Source organism: Bartonella jaculi, assembly GCF_039543045.1.
Taxonomy (GTDB): Bacteria; Pseudomonadota; Alphaproteobacteria; order Rhizobiales; family Rhizobiaceae; genus Bartonella; species Bartonella jaculi.
In genome coordinates this window covers 1-799 of the sequence record NZ_BAABIZ010000158.1, presented here as the reverse complement: position 1 = coordinate 799, position 799 = coordinate 1, and the positions used below count along the sequence as shown (strand labels likewise).

Annotated in this window: 1 protein-coding gene; it reads right to left on the bottom strand. The window is 36.3% G+C overall.

The window, feature by feature from the left end; genetic code table 11:
* Nucleotides 1-299: 299 nt before the first annotated feature.
* Nucleotides 300-799: tyrosine-type recombinase/integrase (locus ABD915_RS09940; protein ID WP_345117799.1), on the bottom strand; the 500-nt coding region annotated here is incomplete at its 5' end.

Genomic DNA, 799 nt, shown 5'->3' with positions numbered 1-799 from the left:
GTAAAAGTGATGTCGCGTTATACAAAATGGATTGTACTCATTATACTCTTATTAGCGCTTGATTTTTCACGTATTATGGATGCGTTTGTAAGTATTTTTACACAAAAACCAAATATCCGACTCTAAACATACTCTGAGACGCGCGAAATTCTTTAGAAAATGGTTTCTTAATTTTGCTCGTCTCATGGAGGCTATCAATAATAGCTTTACACATTTAAAACTGTTATTTTCACAGAATTGGACATATCAAATTTCTCTTCAAAATAGCTAAAAACACTGCAGAGGTAATTGTAAAAATTCTATCCTGTTATAAATGAAGCCCACTGTTCCAAGAGAACATGTCGCTGTTCTAAAAAATCCGTTCGCATGTAGGCTTTCGTCACTGAACTCCCAACTGTATGTGCAAGAACAGTTTCGGCAATCTCAAATGGTGTTGACGTTGTCTCTGCTATCCAGTCCCGTAAGCTTGAACGAAAACCATGGGGACGATAAGTCAAACCACAAATTGTCATATACTTTGCCATGGTGGCATCAGAAATGGGGTTGCCTTTAAGACCAGAAAAGAGAAAACCATTCTTTTCAAAGGGGAGAGTTTTTTCAATAACTCTCAAAGCTTCATCACTTAGTGGCACGCGAAAATCTGAAACTTTTCCCACAATACCCTTCATATTGTCTTTTGGTATTGTCCATATATTTTTATCTATTTGTTCAAGACGCAAATATCGCAATGGATATGACCGTACTCCAGTCAAAATCAGAAGCTTCAGTGCTAAATTTGAAAGAATCTTATCATCTAAAT